The organism is Ruegeria sp. F12 (assembly GCF_056533885.1).
Map to the genome: position 1 here is coordinate 36745 of NZ_JBQFOV010000007.1, position 20995 is coordinate 57739.

Genomic DNA, 20995 nt, shown 5'->3' on the forward strand with positions numbered 1-20995 from the left:
CATTCAGCGCTCTAAACTTGACCAAGCGGTCAACTAATTTCTATACAAAACAGTCTCTAATCAATGGGAAAACCAAGAGTCGAGATAAACATTTCAGTTGGCTCACAATCTAGTGTTGCAACTGTGAAAATGATCTGGATGATCAGGACCACCAAGGCCGCGACAACGGCCTGCCGTCTGGGATGGCGGCGCTAACAATAAACGGGGAGATTATAATGATCCTAAGAAATCTGATGATTGCCGCCAGTGCGACCGCAATGATGGCGGCAGGTGCATCGGCTGAAACTCTGCGCTGGGCGCGCGCGGGTGACGCGCTGACGTTGGACCCGCATTCGCAAAACGAAGGTCCGTCGCACACCATTCGCCACCAGATGTACGAGCCGCTGATCATCCGCGACGTGACCGGCGCGTTTGAACCCGCGCTAGCGACCGAGTGGGGACCAAAGGCCGATGATCCGAACGTCTGGGTCTTCAAGCTGCGCGAAGGTGTGAAGTTCCACGATGGCGCGGATTTCAACGCAGAAGACGTGGTGTTCAGCTTTGAGCGCGCCAAGCAGCCGAACTCGGACATGAAAGAGCTGATTGGCTCGATCACCGAAGTGCGCGCGGTTGACGATTACACCGTCGAGATCGTCACCGATGGTCCGAACCCGATCCTGCCGTCGAACCTGACCAACCTGTTCATTCTGGACAAAGGCTGGGCCGAGGCGAACAACACCGTCAACGTTCAGGATTTTGAGGGCGGCGAGATTACCTATGCCACCACCAACGCCAACGGCACGGGGCCATATAAGCTGCAAAGCCGCGAGCCTGACGTGAAAACCGTGATGGTGCGCAATGATGACTATTGGGGCATCGACCAGTTCCCGATGGAAGTGACCGAGATCATCTATACCCCGATCCAGAACGCTGCAACGCGTGTGGCCGCGATGCTGTCGGGTGAAGTGAACTTCCTTCAGGATATGCCGGTGCAGGATATTGAGCGCGTCAACAGTGCCGATGGCCTGATGGTCAAGCAGGCGCCGCAGAACCGTGTGATCTTCTTTGGTATGAACCAGGGTGCAGATGACATCGAAGCGGATAACGTGGACGGCAAGAACCCATTGGCCGATGTGCGTGTGCGTCAGGCCATGTCGATGGCGATCAACCGCGATGCGATCAAGCAGGTCGTGATGCGCGGCCAGTCGCAGCCTGCGGGCATGATCGCACCGCCCTTTGTCAACGGTTGGACTGCTGATATGGACGGCGAATCCTCGACCGACCTGGAAAAAGCCAAGGCCCTGATGGCCGAGGCAGGCTATGGCGACGGTTTCTCGCTGCGGCTGGACTGCCCGAATGACCGCTACATCAACGATGAGGCGATCTGTCAGGCGGCTGTCGGTATGCTGGGCCAGATCGGCGTGACTGTGAATCTGGACGCCAAGCCCAAGGCACAGCATTTCCCGCTGATCACCGACAGCAAGACCGACTTCTACATGCTGGGTTGGGGTGTGCCGACATATGACTCGGAATACATCTTCAACTTCCTGGTCCATGGTCGCGAGGACGATATCGGAACGTGGAACGGCACCGGCTATCAGGACGATGCGCTGGATGCGAAGATCAAGTCGCTGGCCTCGAACACCGATCTTGATGCGCGGAACGCTGACATCGCCGACATCTGGCGCGTGGTGCAGGACGAAGCGCTGTACATCCCGATCCACCACCAGGTTCTGAACTGGGGTATGGCTGATGGCGTGGGCATCGAAGTGGATGCGGAAGACCAGCCGAAGGTCAAATACTTCACCATGAACTAAATCGGTTCGATTGCGAACAAGGCAGGGCGCGGATTTCGCGCCCTGTTTTTTGTTTCGCCCTGAGATTTCCTTGCGTGCAAGCGAAAAACCAAGAAAACTCAGGCGCAGAGAACAGGGAGAGATAAAAATGATCCTTAGAAACAGTGCCATTGGCCTGGCCCTGCTGGCTGCGACCAGTGTTCAGGCGGTCGAGTTCAAATGGGCCTCGACCACCGATCCGCAGACCATGGACCCGCACGCCGTCAACTCGGCCCCGGTTCTGGGTTTTCTCAACAATGTCTACGAAGGGCTGGTGCGCCGCGGCAAAGACATGACGGTCGAACCCGCGCTGGCCGTAAGCTGGGAGCCGATCGGAGAGGGTGAAGGCTGGCGATTCAAGCTGCGTGAGGACGTGACCTTTCACGACGGCAGCACCTTTGATGCGCAAGACGTGCTGTTCAGCTATCAGCGGGCCTCAGGCGAGGCGGCAGATACGCGCAGCTGGTTTGCGCCGGTCAGTGAAGTGATCATAGTCGATGACTATACGGTCGATATCATGACCTCGGCGCCGAACCCGCTGTTCCCGTCCTCGATCGCCAACTGGATGATCATGGATCAAGGCTGGACCGAGGCGAATGACGCCGTGGTGCCCGACAAGGAAACCGGCAACTACGCCACGATCAATGCCAACGGCACCGGCGCGTTCAAGGTGACGGCCCGCGAACCGGGGCTTAAGACCGTGTTAGAGCCGCATGGCGACTGGTGGGGCGAGGTCGAACACAACATTACCCGCGCCGAGTTCAACCCGATCCAGAACCCAGCGACTGCTGTTGCGGCGCTGCTGTCGGGTGATGTGGACATGATCAATCCTGTCCCGATCCAAGACGTTGCACGTCTGAAGGAAAACGCCGACGTGGACGTCATTCAGGGGATCGAGGCGCGCGTGATCATGCTGGGTTTCGATCATGAAGCCGAGACGCTGAAATACACCGATGATGCGGGCAAACCGAACCCGTTCCGTGATGTGCGGGTCCGTCAGGCAGTTGCGCAGGCGATCAATGTGGACGCTATTCTGGCCACGATCATGCGTGGCAACGCCGAAGCCGCTTCGCAACTGGTCAGCCCGGCCATGAGCGGCTATTCTGCAGCCAATGCAGACCGCCCCGCCTTTGATGTCGAAGGCGCCAAGGCGCTGCTGGCCGAGGCAGGCTATGGCGATGGGTTCTCTTTCGGGCTGAAGTGCCCCAATGACCGCTATCTGAATGACGAACCGGTCTGTCAGGCCGTCGTCACCATGCTCGCGCAGATTGGGATCACGGCGGAACTGGATGCCATGCCCGTCCGCAACTACTGGCCAGAGCTGCGCGAGGATAACTACGACATGTATATGCTGGGCTGGAGCCCCGGCACATTCGACGCCGAACATCCCGTTCGCTTTCTGGTAGCCACGCCGAACGAGGAGAAAAAGCTGGGCAGCTGGAATTTCGGCGGCTACTCGAACGAACGGGTGGATGAACTGTTGCCGATGATCCAATCCGAGCTGGACGCGACGAAGCGTCAGGCCATGCTGGATGAGGTGACGGCCATCTATCAGGACGATCATGTCTATGTGCCGATGTATGTTCAGCCTCTGGTTTGGGGGACCGGCAGCAATATCGACCTGACACAACGCCCGGATAACTTCTTCATCCTGCGTTGGGTCACGGTGAACTGACCGCATGGGCGTCATGATTGCCGGGGTCTACCACGTGGACGACCCCGCCCCCGACACATCGCTTGACGGCGCATACCGTCGTCAAGCGTCGACCATCCGCAACGCTCTGCCAAACGGGCCTTATGAGCCAGGGCGGTTCCACCTGTATGCCGCGTGGAATTGCCCTTGGGCGCATCGGGTCCTGCTGACGCGCGCCGTTAAGGGATTGGAGGAGTTGATAACCGTCGCCTATGCCCGCCCGCGCCGCACGCCGGACGGTTGGGTTTACGACACCGATGGTGACTATGCCGATCGTCTGTTCGGTGTCACCGCGTTGCATCAAGCCTATGCAAAGGTTGATCCTGCTTATACCGGGCGCATCACCGTGCCTTTGTTGTGGGATCGCGCCGAAAACCGCGCGGTGTCGAATGAATCCGCCGATCTCGTGCGTATGCTGGGCACGTTAGAAGGCTATGGCCCCAATCTGGCCCCGCCAGACAAATTGGATCAGATCGATGCCTGGAACGACAAAATCTATCCGCGCCTGAACAATGGCGTCTATCGCGCCGGGTTCGCCCGCACGCAAGAGGCGTATGAGGCCGGGTTTCACGATGTCTTCACCATGCTGGACGAGATCGAGGCGCATCTGGCCACCAACCGATACCTGTGCGGCGATGATCTGACCGAGGCCGACCTGCGCCTGTTTCCGACCCTGGCGCGGTTCGATGTGGCCTATCACTATGCCTTCCGCTGTAATTTGCGGCGTTTGGTCGACTATCCGCATCTGTGGGGCTATGCGCGGGATCTGTATTCTCGACCGAAGATTGCCCGGACAGTGAAGCCTGAGATCTACAAGGCCGGGTATTTTTCACCCTCCGAGCTGCGAAACCCGCTGGGGATCGTGCCGTTGGGACCGCAGATAAACTGGGCTGAGCCGCAGGATCGGGCCAGCTTGGCCTCTGCGACATCTTGACCATTCGGGCGAGGCATGCGTAGAGAAGCAGATCAACGGGGAAACTAAATGTTCGCATATATCGTCCGAAGGATGTTCCAATCCGTGATCGTGTTGCTGGTCGTGGGTCTGGTAGCATTTTCCATGTTCCGATTTGTCGGCGATCCGATCGACAACATGCTGGGGCAGGAACGCACGCAGGCTGATATCGACCGCCTGCGCACCGAGCTTGGGTTGGACAAGCCCTTCCCGGTTCAGTATTTCAAGTTCCTTCAAGGGGCCGTTCGAGGCAATTTCGGTGTCTCGTACCGTCAGGGCCGCCCAGTCTCGACCATCATCGCCGAGCGCGCGCCCGCGACGCTTGAACTGGCTTTTGTGTCGGGCTTTCTGGCGATTGCGGCGGGTATTGCGCTGGGCGTCTTTACCGCGATCCGACGACAAGGGGTTGCGGCGAATGTGATCATGACCGCCAGTCTGATCGGGGTGTCCCTGCCCACCTTCCTGATCGGGATATTGCTGATCTATATCTTCTCGGTCGAGCTTGACCTTCTTCCCAGCTTCGGGAGGGGCGAAACCGTTATGATTGGCAACTGGTCTACGGGCTTTTTGACGTCGTCGGGACTAAAGGCGTTGATCCTTCCGGCGATCACGCTGGGCCTGTATCAGATGACCTTGATCATGCGGCTGGTCCGGTCCGAGATGCTGGAAGTGTTGCGCGCCGATTACGTTCGTTTTGCCCGTGCCCGCGGGTTGTCGGACCGGGTGATCAACTTCCGCCACGCGCTGAAGAACACGCTGGTACCGGTGATCACCATCACCGGTTTGCAATTGGGCTCGATCATTGCTTTCGCCATCATCACCGAGACGGTGTTCCAGTGGCCGGGCGTTGGCCTGCTGTTCATCAACGCGATCCAGTTTGTCGATATCCCCGTCATGGCCGCTTATCTGATGCTGATTTCGGTCATGTTCGTGACGATCAACCTGATTGTCGATCTTCTTTACTATGCCATTGACCCGCGCCTGCGTGTCGACGCGAGGGCCACATGACCGATATTCTCGATACCCCCAAAGCGCCGGAAAAGTCGCGGTTCGCCAAGTTCTGGGACAGCGATTTCGCGTGGTCATTCCGGCATTCGCCCGTGGCCATCATTGCAACGCTGGTTGTGGTTGTTCTGGTGCTGTCCGCGATCTTTGCACCGCTGATTGCACCCTATAACCCTTTCGATCCGGCCTCGCTGAACCTGATGAACGGGTTCACGCCGCCCGGAACACCCAACGCCTTCACGCAGGAGACCTTCCTGCTGGGCACCGACGATCAGGGGCGCGACGTATTCTCGACCATCCTGTACGGGATGCGCGTTTCCCTGTTCGTGGGCGCATCTGCCGTGCTGTTGGCCTTGATCATCGGCATCGTTCTTGGGCTGGTCGCGGCTTATTTCGGCGGCTGGATTGAAACGCTGATCATGCGGGTCGCCGATGTGCAGCTGACTTTCCCGGCCATTCTGGTCGCCATGTTGATCTTTGGTATCGCCAAAGGCGTCACCCCGCCGGAATACCGCGATGAGATGGCGATCTACGTCCTGATCGTCGCCATTGCGCTATCTGACTGGGTCCAGTTCGCCCGTGTGGTGCGTGGTGCGGCGTTGGTCGAGAAAAACAAGGAATACGTCCAGGCCGCCCGTCTGATCGGGCGCGGATCCTTTCCGATCATGTTCCGTCACATCCTACCCAATGTCCTCAGCCCGGTTCTTGTGATCGCCACGATCTCGCTGGCTTTGGCGATCATTGCCGAGGCGACGCTCAGCTTCCTCGGCGTGGGCGCCCCACCGACCCAGCCTTCTCTGGGGACACTGATCCGCATCGGGCAGGGCTTCCTGTTCTCGGGTGAGTGGTGGATTCTGTTTTTCCCGGCCTGCACCCTTCTGGCGTTGGCCTTGTCTGTGAACCTGCTGGGCGACTGGCTGCGCGACGCGCTGAACCCCAAGCTGCGGTGATTTCATGAGCCTTCTGACGATCAATGACCTGACGGTCGAATTCCCGACCCGCCGCAAACTGTTCACTGCCGTGGACCATGTGGACCTGTCGGTGGAGCCCGGCGAAATCCACGGTCTTGTGGGCGAATCCGGGGCCGGTAAATCCACCATCGGAGCCGCCATTATGGGTCTGCTCGACCGACCCGGCCGTATCGCCAGCGGTACGATCAAGCTGAGCGGTGACCAGATCAGCGGTATCGACGCCGAGGCGATGCGTGGGCTGCGCGGCAAAAAGATCTCGATGATCTTTCAGGACCCGCTGACCTCGCTGAACCCGCTGTTCACCGTGCGCGAGCAACTGGTCGAGACCATTCAGGCGCATCTGGGTGGTTCAGATAGTGAGGCCAACAAACGCGCCCGCGATCTGATTGACCGTGTAGGTATCCCTGACCCCGATACACGGCTGGACCAGTACCCGCACCAGTTCTCGGGCGGGATGCGGCAGCGTGTGGTGATTGCTTTGGCGTTGTGTACCGAGCCCGACGTGATCATCGCGGATGAACCGACGACAGCCTTGGATGTATCCGTTCAAGCGCAGATTCTGGACCTGATCAAAGAGCTGGCGACCGAGCGGCAGGTAGGGGTTATCCTAATTACCCACGACATGGGCGTGATTGCCGACACCACCGACAAGGTGACGGTGATGTATGCGGGTAAAGTGGTCGAAAGCGGCCCTACGTCTCAGGTCATGGGCCAGCCGACCCACGAATACACCAAGTCCCTGATCGCCGCCGTACCGCGCCCAACACTCAAACTGCATCGCTTTCCGCAAATCAGCTATGGCGGGCGCGAGACCCGCTTTGCGATCGAAGACATGGCCCGCCACTGGCCCAAAGTGGACAATGACACCAGCAAACCGGTGTTTGAAATCCGCAACCTGACCAAGAAGTTCCTGCAAAAGCGTGGGCTTCTGCCGTGGGACCGCACCTATTTCACCGCTGTGGACGATGTCAGCTTTGACATCCGCGCGGGCGAGGTGTTTGGCGTCGTGGGGGAGTCCGGCTCGGGCAAGTCCACCGTCGCGCGGATGATTGCGGGGCTCTATCCGGTTGATGGCGGCACGATCACATTCGAAGGGCAGACAGTCAGCGATCTGACCAACAAAGCCGCGCTGGATGCGTATCGCAAGAACATCCAGATGATCTTTCAGGACCCCTATTCCTCTCTCAACCCCCGGATGCGCGTGGATGAAATCGTGGCAGAGCCGATCCGCCATCACAAGCTGATGGACGGGGCTGATATCAAGCGCCGCGTGGATGAATTGCTGGATCAGGTTGGGCTGGGTCATGAGGCCGGGCTGAAATACCCGCATGAATTCTCGGGCGGTCAGCGTCAGCGGATTTCCATTGCACGCGCGCTTGCCACGCAGCCCCGCTTTTTGATCTGTGACGAACCGACCAGCGCGCTGGACGTGTCAATTCAGGCCCAAATCCTGAACATCCTGAAGGATTTGCAGGAGCATCTGGGTCTGACCTTGCTGTTCATCAGTCACGATTTGCCAGTTGTGCGCCAGATGTGCGACCGGGTGGCCGTGATGAAACAGGGCAAGGTGGTCGAGCTGCAAGAGACCAACGACCTGTTCGCCAATCCACAGACCGAATATGCGAGCGAGCTGTTGCGGTTGATGCCCAAACTGGACGATCTGTCCACGGAAGGGTTGAACGCCGAAACCTAACTCTCGCAATCCGTGCAAATATGCGAAAATAAACATTAAATTCGTTAACCATTGCAGACTCGGGCGTGTCTGCCGTGCTAGTCTCACCTTTGGAGTTGGGGGCTTCAGAGGGGCGACATGTCTCAGGACCTTAGGGACTGGCTGAGCGCGCTTGGATTGTCTGACTATGCGCAAGCCTTTTTGGATAACAAAATTGATTTCGCCATTTTGCCCGATCTAACGGGCGAAGACTTGATCGAAATCGGAGTGACCGCAGTCGGTGATCGCCGACGGCTTCTGCGTGCGATTTCGGAACTGGACGTGGCCGAAATGGTCTCGGCCTACACGCCGCAGGCCCCGCTCGAGCCTGCCAAGCGGCAAGTCACCGTCATGTTCGCGGACCTGACCGGATTCACGCGCCTGTCCAGCGAGTTGGATGCAGAAGACATGCACGCGCTGCTGAACGAGTTCTTTCAAAAGGTCGATCACGTGGTCGAGAAATACGGCGGGCGGATCGACAAACACATCGGCGACGCGGTCATGGCCGTGTTTGGCGCGCCGATCTCGCACACCAACGACACCGAACGGGCGGCGCGGGCGGCGTTGGAAATTCACGCGGTCCTGCCCAGCCTGACGCGGCCTTTGACTTGCCATATCGGCATCGCCTCGGGGCAGGTGATCGCCAGCACGACCGGCAGCGAAGCGCATACGGAATACACGGTGACGGGAGATGGGGTGAACCTGGCCTCGCGCGTGACAGATATGGCGGGGGTTGGCGAGACGCTGGTGTCCCACGACATTCAGCGCGCGCTGGGGCCCTTGTTCGTGGGCGAGTCGATGGGCGAGAAGGCGATCAAGGGTCTGAATGACGCGGTCGAGCTGTGGCGGCTGGAGCGTCTGGCGCAAAACATCCGGTCGCGCCGTCACCGCTTTGTCGGGCGCGAGCGCGAGATGTCCATCTTCGAGGCCACATTCGACCGGTGCAAGCGCCACGGCAAGGGCGAGGTGCATATCATTCTGGGCGAACCCGGTATCGGCAAAACACATTTGTCGGAACAGGTGTCCGAGCTGGCCAGTGGGCTGTCTTATTCCACGCATACAGGCGTCGTGATGGATTTCGGCGCGCGCGAGGGGCATTCCGCCATTCAATCCGTCGCGCGGAGCATTCTGGGATTAGAGCCTAGCGCCGATGCCGCCACCAGCGCCGACGCTGCCAAGCGGGCAGTTGCGAAAGGGTGGGTGTCGCCCTCCAATGCCGCGCATCTGAATGCCTTGCTTGAGCTGGAACAGGACCCCGGTCTGGCGGAAGTTTATGCCGTGATGGACAACACCACGCGCCTGCGCGGGCGGCGTAGTGTGATCGATGAGTTGATCGCCGGGCGCAGCCGGGACAACCCGCTATTGATCCAGATCGAGGATATCCACTGGGCCGCGCCAGATATCCTGACCGCATGCGCGCATATGGCGGCGGCGACGCGTGACTTGCCCTGTGTACTATTGATGACAAGCCGCGTTGAAGGCGACCCGATCGACCGGGAATGGCAGATGGGCACGGAGGGTGCCTTGATCTCCAAGCTGGAACTGGCGCCGATGGGAGATGATCAGGCGCGGCAATTGGTCGAGGAATTCACCGGAATAGACCCTGAATTGCTGGAGGCCTGCGTAGAACGGGCCGGTGGCAACCCGCTGTTTCTTGAGCAGCTTCTGCGCAATATCGACGTGCTGAAACGCGAATCCGTGCCCGGCAGCATACAGGGCATCGTTCAGTCGCGGCTGGATTCACTGGACCGCAAGAACCGGGCGGCAATTCAGGCGGCCTCGGTCCTGGGGCAGCGGTTCTCGCCCGAGGTGCTGAATTTCGTGCTGGGTGAGGGGCATCTGGATGTGTCCACCCTGATCCGCTCGGCCCTGATCCGCGAGGCGGGGCAGGATCTGATGTTTGCCCATGCTCTGATCCGCGACGGGTCTTACGCCACGCTGGTCAAATCCGAACGTGCGCGGCTGCATCGGCAGGCAGCAAAATGGTTCGAGGATCGCGACGCCACCCTACGCGCGCAACATCTGGACCGGGCCGGGGCTAATAACGCTGCGCAAGCCTATCTTGAGGCTGCGGACAAGCTGATCCAGGCCTTCCAATTCGACGATGCCAGCCCGCTGATTGAACGGGCACTGGAACTGCCTGCACCGGCCGGAGTGCGGTTTGATCTGCTTTGCGCGCGGGGGGAGACGCACCGCCTGCAGGGCTTGTCTGACGAGGCCCTGCGCGAGTTCCACGAGGCAGCATCGCTGGCCGATACCGACGAACAGACCTGCCGCGCCCATATCGGGTTGGCGCAGGCCGCGCGTCAGGCCAGCCGGTATACCGAGGCTTTGGAAAGTCTGGCGACAGCTGAGGCCGCCGCCGAGCGCTGTGGCTCGGATCGGGACATCGCCCAGATCAACTATGTGCGCGGCAATGTCTATTTCCCGCTGGGGCAGGTCGACAAGGCGCTGGCCAGCAATGAAACGGCTCTAACACTGGCGCGCAAGCTGGATTCGGTACGACTTGAGGTTGGTGCGCTCAGCGGTTTTGGCGATGCCAATTTCATGAGCGCCACGATGCAGACGGCGGTCGGGTTCTATACGCAGGCAGTAGAGCGGGCGCGTGAGAAGGGCCTTGTTCGGGACCTTGCGGCGAACCTGCACAACCTCAGCGTTGCGCGCAGCTATTCCGGCGATGTGGCGCAGGGCAAGATGGACGCGCAAGAAGCCATCGAGGTGTCGCAAAAGTATTTTGCCTTTGTGCCGGAATGCGTGGCTCAAACCTGTCTTGGCGTGGCGCATACCTTTCTGGGTGAGCTGGATCAGGCGTCCGAGGCCTTCTCGGTTTCCGCGGAGATTGCCAATCGGGTCGGGGCCAAACGGCTTGAGGCGCAGGCGCTAGAGCATCTGGCCCGCACACAGGTTTATACCGGGCAACTGGATCAGGCCCGGAAGACGGGCCAGCATGCGGTCGAGATCGCGCTGGAACACGGTCGAAACTTTGTGGGCCCCAAGGCGCTTTCGGCACTGGCCATGGCCGAGCCGGACGCTGTTGCGCAGGATCGTCATCTGAAACTGGGGGCCGAGATCATCGCCGAGGGCTGCGTCGGCCACAGCCACCTGCATTTCTACACCGATGCCAGCGCGGTGATGTTGAACCGGCAGGAATGGGACCGGGCCACGGCCTATGCCGATGCCCTGGCCGCCTTCACCGCGAAAGAGCCGTTGCCAATGGTGGACCTGTCCATTCAGCAAACCAAAACGCTGGCGGAATGCGGTGCGTGGGGCATTCCGCTAACCGCACATGAAGGGCTGGAGGCCCTGCGCGCCGGGTTCCGCGACATGGGCATCACGCAGACGCTGGTCGGGCGGCTGGACGATTAGGTAAGGGGTTGAATGAGTATCGAACGCAAAGTCTGGCGCATCTCAGGTGTATTGACGGTTCTGTTGTCCGTTTTGCTGATCGTACTTTGGAACGCGCTGAACCATTTCGAAGGCGATCCGACGCAATTGCCCGATCAGGCTTCGGTCGAGGATTATCTGAAAGACCTTGAGACCGTGCCCGAATATCGCGTTAAAACCGGGATATTCATCAAGTCCTTTGTCTTTACCGGTGCCAGCGACGTTCATGTGACCGGCTATGTTTGGCAGCACTACAAGGATGGCGTGCATGATGCGATCAAACCGGCCAAGGACGATGTCGGGTTTGTTTTGCCCGATGCCTCGGACGCGGCCAGCGGGACGATTGAAGAGGCGTATCGCATTGATCAGGGCGACGAAGAGCTGATTGGCTGGTATTTTGAACAGACCCTAAGACAGAGTTTCGATTACACCAGCTATCCGTTCGACCACAAAACCGTCTGGGTGCGGTTCTGGCCCGCCAGTTTCGACACTGCCGTGGCGCTAATCCCCGATTTCGACGCCTATCCCGCCACAGGGCCCAGGGATATTTTCGGCATCGACAAGCGCATCGTCATGGGCACGTGGGAGCGTGAGAATACCTATTTCGATTATCGCCTGTCCGATCTGGGCACCACGATGGGCCTGAAGGATATCGACTTTCAGACCAACCTGCCCGAGCTGCATTATAACTTTGTCATCAAGCGCAATTTCGGCAACGCGTTCATCGTGCATATGATACCGCTGATCGTGGTGACGATGCTGCTGTTTGGCGCGGTGATGACCGTGACCCGTCGCCCCGAATTGGTCGAGAGGCATGATTTCAGTACCTCCAGCGTGATCGGTACCTGCTCGGTTCTGTTCTTCGTGATCCTGCTGGCCCATGTGCAACTACGCGAAGGCTTTGCCGGTTCGCCGGTAATCTACATGGAGTCGTTCTTTTTCCTGATGTATTTCCTGCTGCTGGCCGTGTCGGTGAACACCTATCTGTTTGCGTCCGAGGCCGTGCCATCCCTGCGGTTCATTCACTACAAGGACAACCTGATCCCCAAGGCCGCGTTCTGGCCCTTTGTTCTGCTGTGCATGGTGGCGATCACGGCCTACAACCTCAGCCTCAAGGCGGACCCCGAGGATGAGGCCGTGATCGAGATGCTTAACTAGGGGGCGTAAAACCCGGCTTTGGCGTGCCGGTCGCCATATCCAGCGTGTATTCCGCCACCACCCCGGCAGACCCATCGGCCCATTGGTCCAGATATTTGGTCGGATGCGCGATCACATAGACATAGGCGGGTTTCTTCACCCCATCCAGCAGCACATTGATCCGCTTGCGGACATAGACATTCTCGGGCGAGCCGGGGCCGTGATAGCCTTCGAGCTTGTCCAGATCCTTCAACCCCGAGGATGACACGCGATAAACTTCGCCCTGGATCGGTTCGCCTCGGCCTTTCTGATCGACCAGCGTGGCCATCCGGTGCAGATAGCCGCAATTGGGATTGTCGCAATGGGGTTCGTGCGGAACGATCAGTGGCATCCGTTGCCGCGTCACCGCCTGCCCGACGAAATCATCCAGCACTTCGGCATGGGCGTCGTGGTTGGGGAAGCCTTTCTTCAGCGACCCGTAGGTGAAATACAGATAAGTCCGCTCGCGGTCGTCGATCAGATCGTCTTCGTCCACCTCTTCGGGGGCGATGACCGTGTGCGCATTGGCCCAATCGTCCAGCATCGCCGCAATCTCGGGCTTTACCTTCCGCACGTCCCTTGCGTTCTTGGGATCGCGCAGGAAATTGATGCAGGAACTGGCGTCGATCCCCGGCGCGCCCAGTAGAACCTTCACCATCTTGGCCGAGTTGTTCATTACCGCCACATGTAGGCTGGTAAAGCCGTGATCGTTGGTGGCGTTGACGTCGATCCCGCGATCTATCAGCTCTTGCGCTGCTTCAAGGTCGGGCTTGCCAAGGTCTTGCCCGTTCTCGTGCAACTCGCCCTCACCACCGGCCGCATAGTGCAGCAGCGTGTCGCCATTGCTGTCATCGACGATGTCTATCCCAGCCATGCCTCGGTCGATGGCATCAAAGACGCGCCCCCATTGGGCGAACTCGTCCGAGGCTGCGGCCTCCTGCGCCCATTTGCAGATATTGTGCTCCTGATCGGCTAGTTCTTCGAAGGCTTCGTCCAGGACCTCCATGATCTGATCCGGGGTGGCCATCATGCCGATCCCCATCATGCCGTTCGAAAGCCGTCCCCGGCGCGGTCCGACGATATCGACCCCCAGATCCCGCAACTTTTCGACATTGTTCTGGGTTGTGACATTGTTCCACATATTCGTGTTGCAAGCAGGGCAGAGGATCACCGGCTTGTTCCGGTACTGCCACGCCACAAAGACCGAGGTCAGCAGATTGTCAGCAATACCATTAGCGATCTTGCCCATCGTGTTGCACGTCACCGGCGCCACGATCACGCAATCTGCCCAGTCGCACAGCGCCAGATGCGAGGCCCGCAGGGGCATTCCGAACTCGGTATAGCGGAAATTCCACTCATCATCGTCGCGGTAGTAATCATGATGCGAGATGTAATCCTCGATCGTTTTGGGGCGCATGGTTCTGGGGCCGTCTGTTTCGTCCTCGACCTCGATATCGCGAAAGAATTTCTCGGCCGAGACGGATGGGATCAGCTTGACGTTATGGCCCGCATCCTTGATCCGTTTGACCAGATCCGGCACCTTATCCGCCGCCGAGGACCCGCAGGCACACAGCAGTACATTGCGCTTTTCGCTGGGCGCATCGGTCAGCCCGCCTTTGGGATAGCCGAAGATATTCTTGTCGAGGCTGGGGGATTCATGGCGCAGCAACACCGGCAGCCCGGCATCTTTGACGCTTTGCTGAAAACTGCCATCCAGAACAACATCGACGATATCCTTGCGCCGCCCCAGACATTCGCCCTGAAAGAACAGGTAGGGCGCGGTTTCCTTGCCGGTCATCATCGTCAATTGCCGCCGCATCTTCATCACGTTGGCTCCGTGGCCTTCGATGTCGATCAGACGGGCAGTGGTGATGCCGATATTGGCCAGCATACTGCGCAGCATATAGGACCACGGGTCCTCATCCGCGTAGAACAGGACGATCGGATTCTCCCGTACGATCCGTTCCACATCAGTGGGGTCCTCGGGCGGCTCGTGTTCCTCGATCACCAGCATCGCAGGGTTTGACAGGTCGCGTAGGCCGCGGAACAAATGCCCGCGCGGCGCTTGCCAGACTTGCGAGGTCGCTGGGCTCATATCCACCACGGTCACCAGATCGGTTGCCTCATCATAGGCGATGCACAGGCACCAGAATTCTTCCAGCAGCGCGGTCTCGCGATACACATTCGCAGGGGGGCGGATCACTTCGAACCCCAGCACGCGGTTGAAGTCGATATTGATCATCAAATGCCGGTCTTTTTCGATGTTCAGACTATGCAATTGAGCGCGAAACCACTCTTCCGGCGTTGGGTTCCCCTTTCCGGGGTGTTCGGCAAAGCTGCGGAAAGTGCTGCCCAAATGCACATCGGGGGATTGTCCCAGATAGCGCTGCGCCAGCAAGTGCATTTCCTTGGCCGTGGACACCCGGTTGAGTTTGTCGGTCAGATTGGTCTGCGTGGCGATCAACAGCTTGTCTTCATCCACCTGCTCGTCGCCTAGGATGTTGAGGCTTTCCGCCAGCACACCCAGCGAGTTCATGTTCGGGCTGGCCCGGCGGAACAGGTTGCGGCGTTTCTTGGGATCTTTCGCCAGATATTCGGTGCTGTCCACATAGTTGCAATCCTGTTGCAGCGTTTGCAGCGTTGTCTTCACAGCCTCAAGCGCCGAGAACCGCAAAATCCCCCGTGACCGCATCGAGGTTCCGTCACGGTCGGACATGCCCGCCCATAGTCGGTCAATCGTCGTGACCCAAAGCTTGCCGTATTTCTCGGGGTGGACATCCATCATATGCACCAGACCGGTGCTGGGGTTGCATTTGGCGATGATCGCAAAATGCCCGCCCGGCATGTTCTGTTTGCCATGGGCCACGCCAACCTGAAAATTGGCCACCAGAATGTCGTTGTCGCCGCCCACCCGGTTGGATTCATCAATCGCCTGCAACAGCAACTCGACCGAGGTTGTGGCCTCATCCATGAAATAGGCCTGAACCTGTATCTTCTCACGCAGGTCCTGCGTGTTGATGAATGTGCAAGCGACGTCGTAAAGCTCGCCCAGCGAAATCCCGTCATTGACCACAAAGGATGTGGGCAAGGCGCATTCGCGGAAGATGTCGTTGACCTCGTAGCTGAACCCCAACGCCGACATGCTCAGCGCTGCGGCTGTCACGCTGCAACAGTTGATGGGTTGCTGAAAGTTGTGAAGATGCACGCTGACCAGATCCCCAAACAGGGTGTCGTAACAGTGCTTGCGGATCGCAATCGGGATTTCCAGCCATTGGCTGCTGGACAAATAGGCCAGCTTGGTCCCCGCCGTCGCCAGTGCCTGAAGGCTGACGGGGATATCGAAAATCTCAAGATGTTCTTCATAGAAATAGTCACCGGCGTCAGCTGTGGCCAAAACCACCTCATCCTGCTGCAACTGGACCAGACCGGACAGAACCACATACATGCCTTCGGGTGGCAGGATGGTGTCGGCCTCAACCTCGAAGCACTCGAAATGCGGTTTGATGGGTTTGTCTTCCGATGCGGACAGGATCGCATAGATCACTGACCAGTCGGACTCGGATGGATTGAATGTACGGAAATTCTCAATCGGATCTTTAGGCACGCCTGTCCCCCCTGAACGTTGGCTTCAATGCATTTCAGGACCGATGTCGGGATCAACCAAAACAGGCGCATTGGTCCGGTAATTGGGCGCAATGCGTTTCCCGACAGGGTCAGGGCCACGCGTGACGCGGAATTGGCGCGGACAAAATGGCCCAATAACCTGCACTTTACCTCAGGTAAGGTGGAAAATCACGGAAGTATTTGGATAGTTGCATATCTACTCGGTATTCGTGTGGTCCGTCTAAAAGACGAAAAAACCGACATTATGACGGATCAATTGGCTATTTCGTCAAGATTGCCTCTGCGGATCGAACAACCGCGCCTTCATACTTTTCCAAAACACTTGAGGAGGCGCACTATGAGCTGGAATATCTGTGTCATCGGAGCAGGCAAGATCGGTCATATGATCGCCGCCCTGCTGAAATCGTCATCCAACTATTCGGTCACCGTGGCCGACCGCGACTTGTCGGCCCTTTCGGTGCTGAACAGACAAGGTATCTCGACCCGGCAGATCGACGTCGGCGATGAAACGCAATTGGCGCAGGGCTTGGCGGGGATTGATGCCGTGATCTCGGCCGCGCCGTTTTTTTTGACCCCGCAGATCGCCAAGGCGGCCAAAGCGGCAGGGGTGCATTACTTTGACTTGACCGAGGATGTGGCGGCCACCAATGCCGTGCGCGAACTGGCCGACGGCAGCGAAACCGCGTTCATGCCGCAATGTGGTCTGGCACCCGGTTTTGTCGGCATCGCTGGGGCTGCACTGGCGGCCGAATTCGACACGCTGGACAGTTTGCATATGCGGGTGGGGGCGTTGCCTCTGTTCCCGACCAATGCGTTGAAATATAACCTCACATGGTCCACCGACGGGTTGATCAACGAGTATTGCAACCCTTGCGACGCCATCGTGAATGGTGAGCGGATCAAGACCGCGCCGCTGGAAGATTACGAACTGCTGGGCCACGACGGGGTGGAATATGAGTGTTTCAACACCTCGGGCGGCTTGGGCACTTTGCCCGAAACGCTGGAGGGCAAGGCGCGCGCGGTGTCCTATCGCTCGATCCGGTATCCCGGCCATTGCGATATCCTGAAGCTGCTGCTCAAGGATCTGGGGCTGGAACGCCGGCGCGATCTGCTCAAGGATATTTTCGAGACCGCCCTTCCGCGCACGGATCAAGACGTAGTGCTGGTCTATTGCACAGCCAAAGGCATGATCGAAGGAAGCTTCCGCGAGAAATCCCTGATCAACAAAAGCTATGCCCGCAAGATCAACGGACAGGTCTGGAGCGCCATTCAAGTCACCACTGCTGCAGGCGTATTGGGCGTGGTCGATCTGATGCGCACCGGTGCGCTGCCTGCCAAGGGCTTTGTCCGGCAGGAACAAGTGGCCCTGTCCGATTTCCTGAACACCGAATTTGGCCAGCTTTTTCGCGCTGGCGATGCAACCCAACAAAACAAGGCGGCCTAAGATATGAAAGACATCGTGATGACTGCGCAAACCACCCTTGCCAATCTGGACCTGACAGCGGCTGAGCTGACCGGCGGCTCGCTGACCGTGCGCTCGCCCATCGACGGCAGCCTGCTGGCCGAGGTGCATGAAACCCCGGCGGGCGACATGGAGACTGTGTTTGCCAATGCCAAAACGGCATTCAATGCCTGGCGCACCGTACCCGCTCCGCGCCGGGGTGAATTGATCCGTCTGCTTGGCGAGGAACTACGCGCCGCCAAAGAAGATCTGGGCGCGCTAGTGAGTTGGGAGGCGGGCAAGATCACCTCCGAAGGGCTGGGCGAAGTGCAAGAGATGATCGACATCTGCGACTTTGCCGTGGGCCTGTCGCGCCAGCTATACGGTCTGACCATCGCATCCGAGCGCCCCGGACACCGGATGATGGAGACATGGCACCCGGCGGGGCCAGTCGGCGTGATCTCGGCCTTCAACTTCCCGGTTGCGGTTTGGTCGTGGAACGCGGCGATCGCGCTGGTTTGTGGCGATACGGTGATCTGGAAACCATCCGAAAAGACACCTCTGACCGCGATGGCTTGCCAGAAGATTTTCGAACGGGCACTGGCCCGGTTCGGTGATGCGCCGGATCACCTGCTGCAAACCCTGGTCGGCGGTGCCGCGCTGGGCGAGGCGTTGGTGGCCAGCGAAGATGTGCCGGTGATCTCGGCGACCGGTTCCACCCGCATGGGTCGCGCAGTGGCTCCTGTGGTGGCATCCCGCTTTGGCAAGTGTATTCTGGAACTGGGCGGCAACAACGCGATGATCGTTGGCCCCTCGGCCGATCTGGAAATGGCGGTTCGCGCAATTGTCTTCTCAGCCGTGGGAACAGCCGGTCAACGCTGCACCACGCTGCGCCGCCTGATCGTGCATAACTCGATCCGTGAGGAACTGGTGGGTCGCTTGAAAAAGGCCTATGCCGGTCTGCCCATCGGCAACCCGCTGACCGAGGGCACGCTGATTGGCCCGCTGGTCGATGAGGCCTCGGGCGCAGCTATGACTGCCGCGCTGAAGGCAGCTGAGGCCGAGGGCGGCGCGGTCTTTGGCGGTCAGCGCGTCACCGAGGGCGTGCCGGATGGCGTCTATATGCAGCCCGCCATTGTTGAGATGCCCGACCAGACGGCCACCGTAAAGACCGAGACCTTTGCGCCGATCCTCTATGTGATGGGCTACGACGATTTTGATAACGCCATCGAGATCCAGAACGATGTGCCGCAAGGCCTGTCGTCTTGCGTGTTCACCCTGAACATGCGCGAAGCGGAACAGTTCCTGACCGCAGCCGGATCAGATTGCGGTATTGCCAACGTCAATATCGGTCCGTCTGGGGCCGAGATTGGCGGAGCCTTTGGTGGTGAAAAAGAAACCGGCGGCGGGCGTGAAAGCGGATCGGACGCGTGGAAGGCCTATATGCGGCGCCAGACCAATACGGTGAATTACTCGGCCGAACTGCCGCTGGCGCAGGGTGTGAAATTCGACATCTGATCGTTGTCCCGGCGGCCTTTTCGGAGTGTCGCCGGGATTAATCTGCAAACAGGTAGTCCAGACGCAGAATGCGTTCCGCAATGTCCGTCGTGGCGTTCAAAAACCCGGCAACAGCCACCGCATTCTCGTCTTTTGTATTGGTTTCACGAATGCGGAAATAATCGTCCGAGGCAGCCGCGCGGATCATTTCGGATTCGTAGGCCAGCGAATGGCGCAGAGTGGGGATCAGGGGCGCGACCGTCTGTTCGGGGCTTTGCGCGCCTGCCAAACCGACCCGACGGGCGTGCCCGATCAAGTAATCGTTGGAATACTCGCACTCGACCTCAAGCACATGGGTACGCGCTTGATCGGCGCAGAAGTCCTGAACGATGTCCAGATTGGCTGGGTCAACACACAGAACCAGCCTGTCAGTGTCGAAACTGTCGAACAGCATACCCACAACCGCCCTCCTGTGGCGAGAGCGTTTCAGCAAAGTGGTCTCGATCCCGCCCAGATCAGGTAACGCAGTGTCTTGTTCGTTGAACAGATATTCGACGCAGGCCATGTCAGTTTCCGAGGCGATCTGATCAATCAACCGCTTGGCCACGTGCCACTTTTTGCACACCACCAGGTACAGGTCACGATCCGGGCCTAGCGTATTGGCGGCCTCCCAGAACCTTTGGCCGTGGCGGCGTCCGACCCGGCCACGCCCGGTCAGGAAGCCGTAGAGATTGCGCCCCTCATCCGAGATCTGAAACTCCACCCCCTCAGCCGCGTAGAGCGCGCCAAGCCGGTCCTTCAGCTCATGCGCCTCGGGGCTAATTTTGCGGGCAAACAGGTAATCCTGCCCCAGCAACATGTCATAGTGGTCGTTGTAGAACGTGACCGGCATCCCGTAGTCCGAAAACATCAGGAAAGTGGGCGTTCTGTTCTCGATCTCGTCGCGGGGAACCAGGTGGCGGACGAGGGTCTGAAAGAAGGTCTCATCCGGAATCCATGTGGTCGAGAAGAACCGTTTCACGTCCGGCCGCTGGCGCAGGAATTCCAGGATCATCTCAATCGTGCGGCGGCGCAGGCACCACCATTGACTGCCGATCATCACTTGGATGTCTGCCGGAACATCGCGGGTCAGGCCAAAGCGTTTCTGCAATTCGTATGAGGTGTAGAACGACCAGCTTTGCGTGCGTTCGTTGAAGAAATGACGATAGATCAGCCGGTCTTCCTTCATCCCGGTCTTGATCCAGTTGCTGTCAAAGAAATCGTGACTTTCAACAAAGTCGTGGTCGCGTTCGTCCAGAAAGTTGTGCGTGTACTCGGCCGTCTTGATCGCCATGCAATCGCCCGAGACCATGTAGAAATGCGTGACGCGTGGAAAGGCTGTAACGGCGGCTTCGATCGCATTGAGGGTGGCTTGAACCAACGACCATTCCCCCCAGCCGCATTTGATGCGCTTTTTGGCAAAGGTGACGTTCGGGTTGCCCTTTAACGCGTCTTGAATGCGCTGAAAGGCGTCCTTGCTGGCGCGCGCGTCGAAATGGATCGCCATGCAATCGCCTGCGGCCGTCAGTTGTTCAGCCTGCGCGATGATCGCATCAGGGTCTTTGTGGCACAGCAAAATATAGGCAATCTTTGCCATTTGTTTCACAATTTCCGTTTCTGCCCGTTTGCAACCGTGATACTGAGGATGAGCGATTGAATAAACAGAATATTTTTGGTTCTCTGATTTG

The 20995-nt window shown here is 58.7% G+C and carries 12 protein-coding genes; 10 read left to right on the forward strand and 2 right to left on the reverse strand.

Annotation, left to right across the window (positions count from 1 at the left end; all coding sequences use genetic code 11):
* Positions 1-215: 215 nt before the first annotated feature.
* The 8 genes from ACR0CA_RS11425 to ACR0CA_RS11460 all read left to right on the forward strand — a co-directional run bounded on the left by ACR0CA_RS11425 (position 216) and on the right by ACR0CA_RS11460 (position 12688).
* Entirely contained in the window at positions 216-1796 is a 1581-nt protein-coding gene (locus tag ACR0CA_RS11425; protein ID WP_480899113.1) for an ABC transporter substrate-binding protein, read from the forward strand.
* 127 nt (positions 1797-1923) lie between these two features.
* On the forward strand, positions 1924-3489 hold the full coding sequence (locus tag ACR0CA_RS11430; RefSeq protein WP_480899114.1) for an ABC transporter substrate-binding protein: 1566 nt from the start codon (positions 1924-1926) through the stop codon (positions 3487-3489).
* 4 nt (positions 3490-3493) lie between these two features.
* The gene (locus ACR0CA_RS11435) at positions 3494-4441 is read left to right on the forward strand and encodes a glutathione S-transferase family protein (protein WP_480899116.1); all 948 of its coding nucleotides are present in this window, start codon (positions 3494-3496) and stop codon (positions 4439-4441) included.
* 48 nt (positions 4442-4489) lie between these two features.
* Complete coding sequence (locus tag ACR0CA_RS11440) at positions 4490-5467, forward strand: ABC transporter permease (RefSeq protein ID WP_170790139.1); 978 nt, start codon at positions 4490-4492, stop codon at positions 5465-5467.
* A complete protein-coding gene (locus ACR0CA_RS11445; protein ID WP_170790138.1) occupies positions 5464-6414 on the forward strand; it encodes an ABC transporter permease in 951 nt (316 codons plus the stop codon). The genes ACR0CA_RS11440 and ACR0CA_RS11445 overlap by 4 nt, the downstream gene beginning before the upstream one ends.
* Before the next feature lie 4 nt (positions 6415-6418).
* On the forward strand, positions 6419-8128 hold the full coding sequence (locus ACR0CA_RS11450) for an ABC transporter ATP-binding protein (protein WP_480504229.1): 1710 nt from the start codon (positions 6419-6421) through the stop codon (positions 8126-8128).
* 117 nt (positions 8129-8245) lie between these two features.
* Complete coding sequence (locus tag ACR0CA_RS11455; protein WP_480899119.1) at positions 8246-11512, forward strand: adenylate/guanylate cyclase domain-containing protein; 3267 nt, start codon at positions 8246-8248, stop codon at positions 11510-11512.
* 12 nt (positions 11513-11524) lie between these two features.
* Positions 11525-12688: a hypothetical protein gene (locus ACR0CA_RS11460; RefSeq protein WP_170771131.1), complete on the forward strand. Its 1164-nt coding sequence runs from the start codon at positions 11525-11527 to the stop codon at positions 12686-12688.
* Here the strand turns inward: ACR0CA_RS11460 and ACR0CA_RS11465 are convergent.
* Positions 12681-16310 (reverse strand): flavoprotein, encoded by a 3630-nt coding sequence (locus ACR0CA_RS11465; RefSeq protein ID WP_480899121.1) that lies wholly within the window; start codon positions 16308-16310, stop codon positions 12681-12683. The two genes, ACR0CA_RS11460 and ACR0CA_RS11465, sit on opposite strands and share 8 nt — an antisense overlap.
* Positions 16311-16667: 357 nt before the next feature.
* Here ACR0CA_RS11465 and ACR0CA_RS11470 point away from each other — a divergent pair, with 357 nt between their 5' ends.
* Together ACR0CA_RS11470 and amaB are read left to right on the forward strand one after the other, a co-directional pair.
* Positions 16668-17774 (forward strand): saccharopine dehydrogenase family protein, encoded by a 1107-nt coding sequence (locus ACR0CA_RS11470; RefSeq protein WP_480899123.1) that lies wholly within the window; start codon positions 16668-16670, stop codon positions 17772-17774.
* 18 nt (positions 17775-17792) lie between these two features.
* Positions 17793-19289 (forward strand): L-piperidine-6-carboxylate dehydrogenase, encoded by a 1497-nt coding sequence (gene amaB, locus ACR0CA_RS11475; RefSeq protein WP_480899125.1) that lies wholly within the window; start codon positions 17793-17795, stop codon positions 19287-19289.
* Positions 19290-19326: 37 nt separating this feature from the next.
* Here the strand turns inward: amaB and ACR0CA_RS11480 are convergent, their stop codons facing one another.
* A complete protein-coding gene (locus ACR0CA_RS11480) occupies positions 19327-20904 on the reverse strand; it encodes a DUF5928 domain-containing protein (RefSeq protein ID WP_480899127.1) in 1578 nt (525 codons plus the stop codon).
* Positions 20905-20995: the final 91 nt, after the last annotated feature.

Bases quoted from the DNA above. Each gene is read 5' to 3' on its own strand.
- ACR0CA_RS11445 (WP_170790138.1), top strand. From the start codon at position 5,464: ATGACCGATATTCTCGATACCCCCAAAGCGCCGGAAAAGTCGCGGTTC.
- ACR0CA_RS11440 (WP_170790139.1), top strand. From the start codon at position 4,490: ATGTTCGCATATATCGTCCGAAGGATGTTCCAATCCGTGATCGTGTTG.
- ACR0CA_RS11480 (WP_480899127.1), bottom strand. From the start codon at position 20,904: ATGGCAAAGATTGCCTATATTTTGCTGTGCCACAAAGACCCTGATGCG.
- ACR0CA_RS11425 (WP_480899113.1), top strand. From the start codon at position 216: ATGATCCTAAGAAATCTGATGATTGCCGCCAGTGCGACCGCAATGATG.
- ACR0CA_RS11435 (WP_480899116.1), top strand. From the start codon at position 3,494: ATGGGCGTCATGATTGCCGGGGTCTACCACGTGGACGACCCCGCCCCC.
- ACR0CA_RS11430 (WP_480899114.1), top strand. From the start codon at position 1,924: ATGATCCTTAGAAACAGTGCCATTGGCCTGGCCCTGCTGGCTGCGACC.
- amaB (WP_480899125.1), top strand. From the start codon at position 17,793: ATGACTGCGCAAACCACCCTTGCCAATCTGGACCTGACAGCGGCTGAG.
- ACR0CA_RS11470 (WP_480899123.1), top strand. From the start codon at position 16,668: ATGAGCTGGAATATCTGTGTCATCGGAGCAGGCAAGATCGGTCATATG.
- ACR0CA_RS11455 (WP_480899119.1), top strand. From the start codon at position 8,246: ATGTCTCAGGACCTTAGGGACTGGCTGAGCGCGCTTGGATTGTCTGAC.
- ACR0CA_RS11460 (WP_170771131.1), top strand. From the start codon at position 11,525: ATGAGTATCGAACGCAAAGTCTGGCGCATCTCAGGTGTATTGACGGTT.
- ACR0CA_RS11450 (WP_480504229.1), top strand. From the start codon at position 6,419: ATGAGCCTTCTGACGATCAATGACCTGACGGTCGAATTCCCGACCCGC.